The following is an 8651-nucleotide window of genomic DNA, read 5'->3' on the forward strand; positions in this document are numbered from 1 at the left end:
CGCCCAGCCTTGTTCAACACCACTTTGACTACATTCGGATTGAATGCTTCCGCCATGTCAGCGATGGTATGGGCCGCAGTTGCCATCGGCACATCGTGCGCAATCAGGGCAGCCGTCGCCGCAATCAGCGAGGGATCGATCAAGGGTTCGTCGCCCTGCACATTGACCACCACCGCATCGTCCGACAAACCGAGTGCTGCCGCCACTTCGGCAATGCGGTCGGTGCCCGATGGATGGTCGGCGCGCGTCATTTGCACGGCAATATTGTTTTGCCTGCAGGCGGCAAAAATGTCGGCGTGATCGGTGGCCACGATGACTTGCGCCGCACCGGACTGCATCGCCCTTTCGGCCACGCGCACAATCATCGGCTTGCCACCCAGGTCAGCCAGCGGTTTGTTTGGCAAGCGGGTGGAAGCCAGGCGAGCAGGAATGATGACGGTAAAGGACATGTATTTCCGAAGTGGCGACAGCCAGCCTCAGCCGGCCGAAGGTGCAGCTTGCAGATCGCGCGCCTGATCGGCCCACATGATAGGTATGCCATCGCGTATCGGATAGGCCAGTTTGTCGGCCTTGCATATCAGTTCTTGCGCTTTCTTGTCGTGCTCAAGCGGACCTTTGCAGATCGGGCAAACCAGAATATCAAGCAATCGAGTGTCCACGAAGTTTCTCCACTATTTGTTCAGCGAGCGCGCCGTCTAGGTGCGCCGTTACAGGCACGACCCAGAACCGCGGATCGTTTCTTAATGCATCATTTTGCCGACATTTTACTGCATCCTTCTCCGTAATCAGGATCACATCTGCGTGCAGACCGGCAAAAGGGTTATCGGAAAAATCGTAATGATCCGGCAAAGGCAATTCTGCAAAATCCAGGCCGGCTGCGCGCAGCAGCGTGAAAAACCGTTGCGGATTGCCGATCCCGGCAGCAGCCAGTATGCGCGTGGGCGCAACAGAAAACGAAGCCAGCGTACGCGACGATGCCTGGGCATACGGCATCATCGCCAACGGCTCGGCCACCAAACCCTCCAGTCGCATGGCTATCGCATCTGGCGGCAGCAGCATGGACTCAGGTGCGCCGTTGATCACGGTAAAGTCGCGCCGGCGCGATACCGGCTCGCGCAATGGCCCGGCGGGCAGCAGCCAGCCGTTGCCGACGCCACGGCCATCAAACAGGATGATTTCGATATCACGCGCCAGCCGGTAATGCTGCAAGCCATCGTCTGAAATAATCACATCGACTTCCGGATGCGCCGCCAGCAAAGCCTGCGCAACAGCGACCCGATCGCGCCCCACCATCACCGGACACTGTGTGCGGTATGCAATCAGCAAGGGTTCGTCGCCCACTTGCTGTGCCAGCGATTGCGCGGTGACCGCGTGCGGCACATCGTTGTGCGTGCCGTAACCGCGCGAAATCACGCCCGGATGCAAGCCGGCCTGCCGCAATGCCTGCGCCAGCCAGATCGTCAGCGGCGTCTTGCCGGTTCCACCCACGAAGATATTCCCCACCACCACCACCGGTACCGGCAGACGCTGCGTTTTGGCTATGCCCAGCCGATACAGCAGACGACGCCAGGCAGACAATGCGCCGAAGATGCAGGACAGCGGCCACAGCAGCCAGGCCGCCAGCCCGCGCTGTGCCCATGTCCGCTTCAGGAATGCTTCAAGAGTGGAACGTTGCAGTGCCAAGGGCGGGCTTCCGTGGATGAAAGAAACTGCCTGCGAGGCAGCGTCAAGGATGGACCTTACTTCTTGCCGCTGGTCTGCGCGGCGAACGTCAGTTTGGAATAGCCGGCAATGCGTGCTGCTTCCATCACATTGACGACGGTTTGATGCGTGGTCGTCGCGTCGGCGGCAATGATCACCACCGGATCCGGATTGGCCTTGCCGGACGCAGCTGCAGCGGACATCAATTCGGCCGCCAAGGCTTCCGGATTCTGTACCGCGACGCGCGCATTGTTGATCGAGTAGCGGCCTTGCGCATCGATGCCGACATTGATTTCGAATGGCCGCTCCAGCGCTTTTTCTGCATCGGCAGTCGGCAAGGTAATCTGCAGCGCCGTGAATTTGCTGTAGCTGGTCGAGACCATCAGGAAAATCAGAATCACCAGCAATACGTCTATGAAGGCGATCAGATTGATTTCCGGATCTTCGCGGCCGTGTCCTTTGCGGAAGTTCATGAGGCGTCTCTTCCCTGGCCGTTACTTGCGTGCGCCATGCACGATATCGACGAATTTCACCGCCTGCTGCTCCATGTCGACCAGGAAGCCATCGACCAGCGCGCGGAAGTGACGGTAGAACACCAGCGATGGCATCGCAATCGCCAGGCCGAAACCGGTGTTGTACAGCGCAATCGAAATGCCGTGTGCGAGCTGTGCCGGATTGGCGCCGGTGCCCGCTGCATTTTGCGAACCGAAAATTTCTATCATGCCGACCACGGTGCCGAACAAACCCATCAGCGGCGCCAGCGTGGCGATGGTGCCCAGCGTGGTCAGGAAGCGCTCCAGTTCATGCGCGGTGCCCCTGCCTGCTACTTCGATGGATTCCTTCATCACATCGCGCGGCGAATTCACATTGCGCAAACCGGCTGCCAGCACGCGCCCGAGCGGCGAATTCTGCTCCAGCGTGGCGATCACATTCGCATCGATTTTGCCGTTGTGGTAAACCCGCACCACTTCTTCAAGCAGATTGGTCGGCAGGATACGGGGCCGGCGCAAATACAGGCTGCGTTCGATGATCAGGGTTAAGGCAATGACAGAAGCGATCAGCAACAGCCAGATCGGCCAGCCTGCTGCTTGAATAATGGCGAACAAAGGGAGCTCCTTCTTTGGTTCAATGAGTATGGATGGAGAATGTAACGGTTTGACGCAGCGAGAGCAAGCTTCCATCTGCCCCGGATGAGGCGCGGGACTGCGACAGCTGACGCCATGTTAAGCGCCATCCACGCCATCCCTGAAAATTCTTTCATCGGCTTGTGCACATTTTCTGTGGATAACATTGTGCGCAACTGTGTGCAAGCGTTCAAAGCTGTTGATTTCAAAGCACTTTTTTACATTGCATGAAAATGAGGCGCTGCGCATATCCTGACAAAGCACAGGCCTCATGTTCCGCCTTCACTTAATCCCGCGAAATACCGCGCACTGCCTGAAGGCGTCTTCCGACAAGGGTATCTGCTTGCTCTTGCAGAATTTCGAGGTCAGCTTCAGCAATTCCTTGATATCCCTGCCACTGCATTGCGAATAGATATTGCTCAGTGCATCGATCAGTTCATCGGACAGATCCGCGTTGAACTGCAGGGCCAGCGTCTTCCACAGGCGCAGCGCATCTTCCTTGGGCGGCACTTCATACTGGATCGTGGCGATGCAGCGCGACAGGATCGCGTCGTCGACGTCATTGATGCGGTTGGTGGTCATGAACAGCAAACCGTTGAAGTACTCCAGCGTACGCAGGAATTCCGCAACGATCGCGTTGTGCTCCAGATTGTTGTCGCGGCAGCGTATGTAAACATCGGCCTCGTCGAGCAAAAGTATCGCATCCCAGCGCACGGCACGCTGCAAAATCTCCGACAGGTTGGCTTCCACCGATGCCGCCGTGATGCCGAGCTGGCCGGAATGCACGCGGTACAGCGGCTTGCCGACGACTTCCGAATACACTTCCGCCGTCAGGGTCTTGCCGAGGCCGGGCGCGCCCTTGCACAATATCGTGGTGCCGCCGGATTTTCCCTTGACGATGTCTTCCATCAGCACGCTCATGTCGGCCGTCAGGATATCGATCAGGTCGCGGTGATGCGCCGGCAAAATCAGCTTGTCGCGCAGTTCCGGCTGGTAGCGATATTGCGTCAGGTTCTGTACATGCACCCAGATATTGCGATGCCACTCCAGATGGAACATGTGGACGTAGCAATGCAGCGGGATTTTTTCAAAGCCCGTGGCAACATCGGCGTCGCGCCAGAATTCAGGGTCTGCCGTGGTTTCGAAACGACGATCCAGACTCTCTTCATCATTGATGCATTTGGCCGTCACGCCGTCGATGATCCTGACCAGTTCAGGCTGCGACTTTTCATTGATGACGAAGGCCGATTTGGCGACGATGAACTGGGCCCCGAAGCGCGACTGGAATTTCTGGAAGCGTTGCGCATGCTTTTCATATTCCAGCTTGAATTCCTGACACTCCTTGAAGTAACCGAATTCCGCCAGCAGCTCGGGGATCGTGCGATTGACGATGTCGTGCCGGTTGATCACGATCGCATTCGTCATGCCGGAGCGGCGCATGTGATGATCGGTCGTTCCCATATTGGCCGACTGCATCGTGTTGGCCAGCAGGTCGATGACGACATACGGCGCACCCTGGTCGGGCACCACATGACGCAGGCGATGGATCAGCCACGGCAACAGCACGCCATCCTTGTTTTTCCGGTAGATCCAGCCATCGATCAGGTCGCGCGCAAAGTATGCGGCCAGGCCAGGCACCAGCTTGTCGAGGTCAGGTATCTTGCGCGCCTGCGGGGCGCCCAGGATATTGTCCAGCGCCAGCATCTGGAACATCAGCGCGCGCTCATCCTGCGCCTTGCACAGGCTGTACAGCGTATTGAGCGCCTTGGCATCGAACAGCGTGCTCGATACCACCATGCTGCCGTGACAGACGCCATGCTCGGCCAGCTGCCTGGCCAGCGGCGACTCGGCGTCTATCATTTCGAGTAATACATTGACCAGTGATTCCGGTATTTCAAAATCCATTACAGCTCCCTGCTGATGTCTTGCGCGGTGCCCGCATGCCTGGTGCATGGCTTGAGGCGATTTAAAAAGCACATCCCTGCCGCACGAAAATCCGGGAAGTCACAAATGAAAACGGCCCCCATAGCTGGAAGCCGCCTATCTGTTTGTGCCCAAGTCCGGTATCTATGTTGCGGCGCATCCCTGTCGTGCATATACATCAAAAGCGTTTTGTACTGCCCGAAGGACGTCTTTTGACTCTGGTAATCGAGCCATCATAAAGCAATAAGCGGGTCATGTGAAGCCGCAGCCAGAGGCCTGTGCGGCGGTTCATATTTTTTCGCGTAACCAGCGGACAGGTACGGAAAGAATATCCCTATACTGATGGCTAGAGTAATCCAGCCCATAGATTCAGCCCCTTCATGATGGAGTCGCGGTGTCCAAAGGTATTTTGTTTTCCGTCATCAGCTCGACTCTATTTGCAGTCCTGTATTTCTATGCGACGCTGCTGGCGCCGCTCAATGGCGAAGAAATTTTCGGCTGGCGCACGCTGCTGACGATTCCCTTCCTGACTGTATTCATCTGGCGCTGCAGTCTATGGGAATTGGTGCGCGTGCTGACCAGACGAATGTGCAGCCAGCCTTTGCTCATCATCGGCGCACTTGCGACTTCCGCCTTGCTGGGCATACAGTTGTGGCTCTTCATGTGGGCGCCCTTGCATGGTCGCGCCCTGCATGTTTCGCTCGGTTATTTCCTGCTGCCCCTGACGATGCTGCTGACCGGCCGGATCGTCTATCAGGAGCGACTCTCACGCCTGCAAAACCTGGCCGCAATCAGCGCCGCCTGCGGCGTGGCCAACGAATTGATACAGGTCGGCAGCTTTTCATGGGAAACGCTGGTAGTGGCATTCGGCTATCCACTGTATTTCGTCTTGCGCCGCCGCATGGATGCCAACAACCTCGGCGGACTGTGGTGGGACATGGTGCTACTGCTGCCGGCCGGATTGTGGTTCGTCCATGCGGGCGCGGCCGGCCTGACTGCCATGGCTGAGCATCCAGCACTGTACATACTGATACCCTTGCTGGGAATACTCAGCGCTGCAGCATTGCTTTTCTATATGGTGGCGAGCCAGACCCTGAGTCTGAGCCTGTTCGGCTTGCTGGGCTATGTCGAGCCTGTATTGCTGGTGCTGGTCGCGCTGCTGCTCGGCGAGCAAATCAAGAGTCACGAATGGCTGACCTATATTCCGATCTGGCTTGCCGTACTGCTGCTGATCATCGAAGGATCACGCTCGCTTTATGCCCGGACCGAGCGCAGCAACTAGCGAGCGTGGGCCTTTGATGGGCAGCGGATAACAATAAAAGCCGCGCCTTGCTGTTCACTCGATCACTTGAGCACTTGATCCACACAAGGCGCAGCAAAAAATCAAAACTGTTCCCAGTCTGCGCCGCCATCTGCAAGCGCCATGTTTTTCCCAGCCGGTGCGGCCGGCTTGTTCGTCAGCTGCACGAAGACCGGCTTTTTGGCCGGCATCAGGGCAGCCTGCGCGACATGAGTCACGGCATCTGCATGATCGAGCTTGAACACGCTGACCACCTGCACCAGATTGCGCGCCTGATCCTGCAATGATTCGGCAGCAGCAGCGGCCTCTTCCACCAATGCTGCATTCTGTTGCGTCACTTGATCCATCTGCATGACGGCTTGATGGATCTGCTCGATGCCGGCAGTTTGTTCATGACCGGCAGCAGTGATTTCACCCATGATGTCAGTGACGCGACGCACGCTGGCCACCACTTCCTGCATCGTCGCCCCCGCATCGTCGACCAGACGCGCGCCAGTATTGACCTTCTCCACCGAATCGCCAATCAGGTTCTTGATTTCCTTGGCAGCCGCGGCCGAGCGTTGCGCAAGATTGCGCACTTCGCTGGCGACGACCGCAAACCCGCGTCCCTGTTCGCCGGCGCGCGCCGCTTCCACCGCTGCATTCAATGCGAGGATGTTGGTCTGGAACGCGATGCCATCGATCACGCCGATGATGTCGACGATCTTTTTGGATGAATCATTGATCGAGCCCATCGTCTCCACCACTTGCGAGACGACGCTGCCGCCTTTCATCGCCACTTCCGACGCAGTCAGCGCCAACTGGTTGGCTTGACGCGCATTGTCTGCATTCTGCTTGACCGTGCTGTTCAACTCTTCCATCGATGAAGCGGTTTCCTCCAGCGAGCTGGCCTGCTCTTCGGTACGCGCGGACAAATCCAGGTTGCCGCTGGCAATCTGCGTCGAGGCAGTCGCAATCGCTTCAGTGCTGAAGCGCACTTCGCCGACTATCCGCACCAGACTGTTGTTCATGTCCTTCAAGGCTTGCAATAACTGGCCAGTTTCATCCTTGGAGCTGACCTGGATGACGCTGCTCAAATCGCCGCTGGCAACGGTTTGCGCAATCTTCACTGCCTCCTTCATCGGCCTGGTGATTGAGTGCGTGATCCACCACGCAAAACCAGCACCGAGAATGACCGCTGCAATGCCGAGGCCTATCATCAGGGCAGTCGCTGCATCGATATGTGCTTTCGCTGCGGCACCACCTTGCTCGACGATCTGCTTTTGCAGCACGGCCAGTTGCGCGACTTTCTTTTGCACGTTATCCAGCGTAGGCAGGGTCTCGCTCAACATGGTGGTGATCGCCTCTTCGCGCTGATTGGCAGAGACCATTTTCCCGACCCTGCCAAAGGAAGCGACATATTTTCCGCGCACATCCTTGAAATCCACCATCAAGGATTTGCCGGCCTCGCTACTAATCAATTTATCCAGTACCACCACCGCGTCATCGATCGTGTTCTTGTTTTTCTTGATCTCGTCAAACAGACCGGCCATTTTCACCGGATCGGTTTCAATCAGCAGTTCCATATTGCGACGCGCATTCGCCCTGATCGTGGTATCTATCGTGGAGACCGCTTCAGCCTTGACCCAATCCGTATTAATCATGTCGCTATTGATCTTGCCTATCCCGGCAAAACGGGTCAATGCGAGCGAGATCAAAATCGCCATCAATACAAATACCAGCCCAAAGCCCAGGCCCAGACGGGTGCCAATTTTCAAATTCTTGATATTCATTTATATTCCTCAACAAAATCGTGATGCGGTTAGTTCTGATGGCGCTTCCCGTGCCCCTGCAAAGAGCACTGCATTTCAAACCACATTTCCATTACCATCTATTCTTTAAGTACAAATCACCGCGCACCCTTTCCGTGCAACCAAGGAATATTGGTATATTTGCGCACTCATTTCATGCGGAAAATAAAATTTCCGCACCATAAACTGCCTCAAGAAACATAACGATGCCCCCTGATCGCCCACCAGCTAACTCTCCATCAGCGCCGCCCGTACTCAGCGTCTCTGCATTGAACCAGGCGGTCTCCCGCATGCTGGAGCGCAGTTTTCCGCTGTCCTGGATATCTGGCGAGATTTCCAATTTCACCCGCGCTGCATCGGGACATTGGTACTTCACGCTGAAAGATGATGCGGCTCAGGTGCGCGCCGTGATGTTTCGCGGTCGTGCTCAATACGCAGATTTCATGCCACGCGAAGGCGACAAGGTAGAAGTACGTGCCCTGGTCACGCTATATGCGCCGCGCGGCGACTATCAGTTAAGTGTGGAAGCGATACGCCGTGCCGGCGTCGGCAATCTGTATGAAGCGTTTTTGCAGTTGAAGGAAAAACTCGCGGCCGAAGGTTTGTTCGATCCGGCCCGCAAGCGGCCGTTACCGCTGTTTGCACGCACGATAGGTATAGTCACCAGCCCGCAGGCAGCAGCCCTGCGTGACATTTTGACTACCTTGAAACGCCGCGCCCCTCATGTGCAGATCATCCTGTATCCAACGCCGGTACAGGGCGAAGGCTCGGCAAGCAAGATTGCACAGGCAATCGCCACCGCCTCGGCGCGCG

The 8651-nt window shown here is 56.8% G+C and carries 9 protein-coding genes; 2 read left to right on the forward strand and 7 right to left on the reverse strand.

The features are described from left to right. The 6 genes from kdsB to Q7T06_RS11000 all read right to left on the reverse strand — a co-directional run. Positions 1 to 449 (reverse strand): 3-deoxy-manno-octulosonate cytidylyltransferase (kdsB, locus tag Q7T06_RS10975; RefSeq protein ID WP_304784566.1); only part of this gene is annotated, 449 nt, incomplete at its 3' end. A 27-nt stretch (positions 450 to 476) separates the two neighbouring features. After that, positions 477 to 659 (reverse strand): Trm112 family protein, encoded by a 183-nt coding sequence (locus tag Q7T06_RS10980; RefSeq protein ID WP_112991192.1) that lies wholly within the window; start codon positions 657 to 659, stop codon positions 477 to 479. Beyond that, positions 640 to 1683 (reverse strand): tetraacyldisaccharide 4'-kinase, encoded by a 1044-nt coding sequence (lpxK, locus tag Q7T06_RS10985; RefSeq protein WP_304784571.1) that lies wholly within the window; start codon positions 1681 to 1683, stop codon positions 640 to 642. The genes Q7T06_RS10980 and lpxK overlap by 20 nt, the downstream gene beginning before the upstream one ends. A gap of 56 nt (positions 1684 to 1739) precedes the next feature. After that, positions 1740 to 2174: a biopolymer transporter ExbD gene (locus Q7T06_RS10990; protein ID WP_304784573.1), complete on the reverse strand. Its 435-nt coding sequence runs from the start codon at positions 2172 to 2174 to the stop codon at positions 1740 to 1742. 21 nt (positions 2175 to 2195) lie between these two features. Beyond that, positions 2196 to 2807 (reverse strand): MotA/TolQ/ExbB proton channel family protein, encoded by a 612-nt coding sequence (locus tag Q7T06_RS10995; RefSeq protein ID WP_304784575.1) that lies wholly within the window; start codon positions 2805 to 2807, stop codon positions 2196 to 2198. Between the two features lie 300 nt (positions 2808 to 3107). Next, positions 3108 to 4730: an AAA family ATPase gene (locus tag Q7T06_RS11000; protein WP_304784577.1), complete on the reverse strand. Its 1623-nt coding sequence runs from the start codon at positions 4728 to 4730 to the stop codon at positions 3108 to 3110. Positions 4731 to 5142: 412 nt separating this feature from the next. Here Q7T06_RS11000 and rarD point away from each other — a divergent pair, with 412 nt between their 5' ends. Continuing rightward, positions 5143 to 6030: an EamA family transporter RarD gene (gene rarD / locus Q7T06_RS11005; protein ID WP_304784579.1), complete on the forward strand. Its 888-nt coding sequence runs from the start codon at positions 5143 to 5145 to the stop codon at positions 6028 to 6030. Positions 6031 to 6131: 101 nt separating this feature from the next. On the opposite strand, the gene Q7T06_RS11010 is transcribed toward rarD, so the two are convergent. Continuing rightward, entirely contained in the window at positions 6132 to 7820 is a 1689-nt protein-coding gene (locus Q7T06_RS11010) for a methyl-accepting chemotaxis protein (RefSeq protein ID WP_304784581.1), read from the reverse strand. Between the two features lie 224 nt (positions 7821 to 8044). Between Q7T06_RS11010 and xseA the strand changes: the two genes are divergently transcribed. After that, positions 8045 to 8651, forward strand: a 607-nt coding sequence (gene xseA, locus Q7T06_RS11015; RefSeq protein WP_304784583.1) for an exodeoxyribonuclease VII large subunit, incomplete at its 3' end; no start/stop codon positions are given.

It is taken from the genome of Herminiimonas sp. (assembly GCF_030645555.1).
GTDB lineage: Bacteria > Pseudomonadota > Gammaproteobacteria > Burkholderiales > Burkholderiaceae_D > Oxalicibacterium.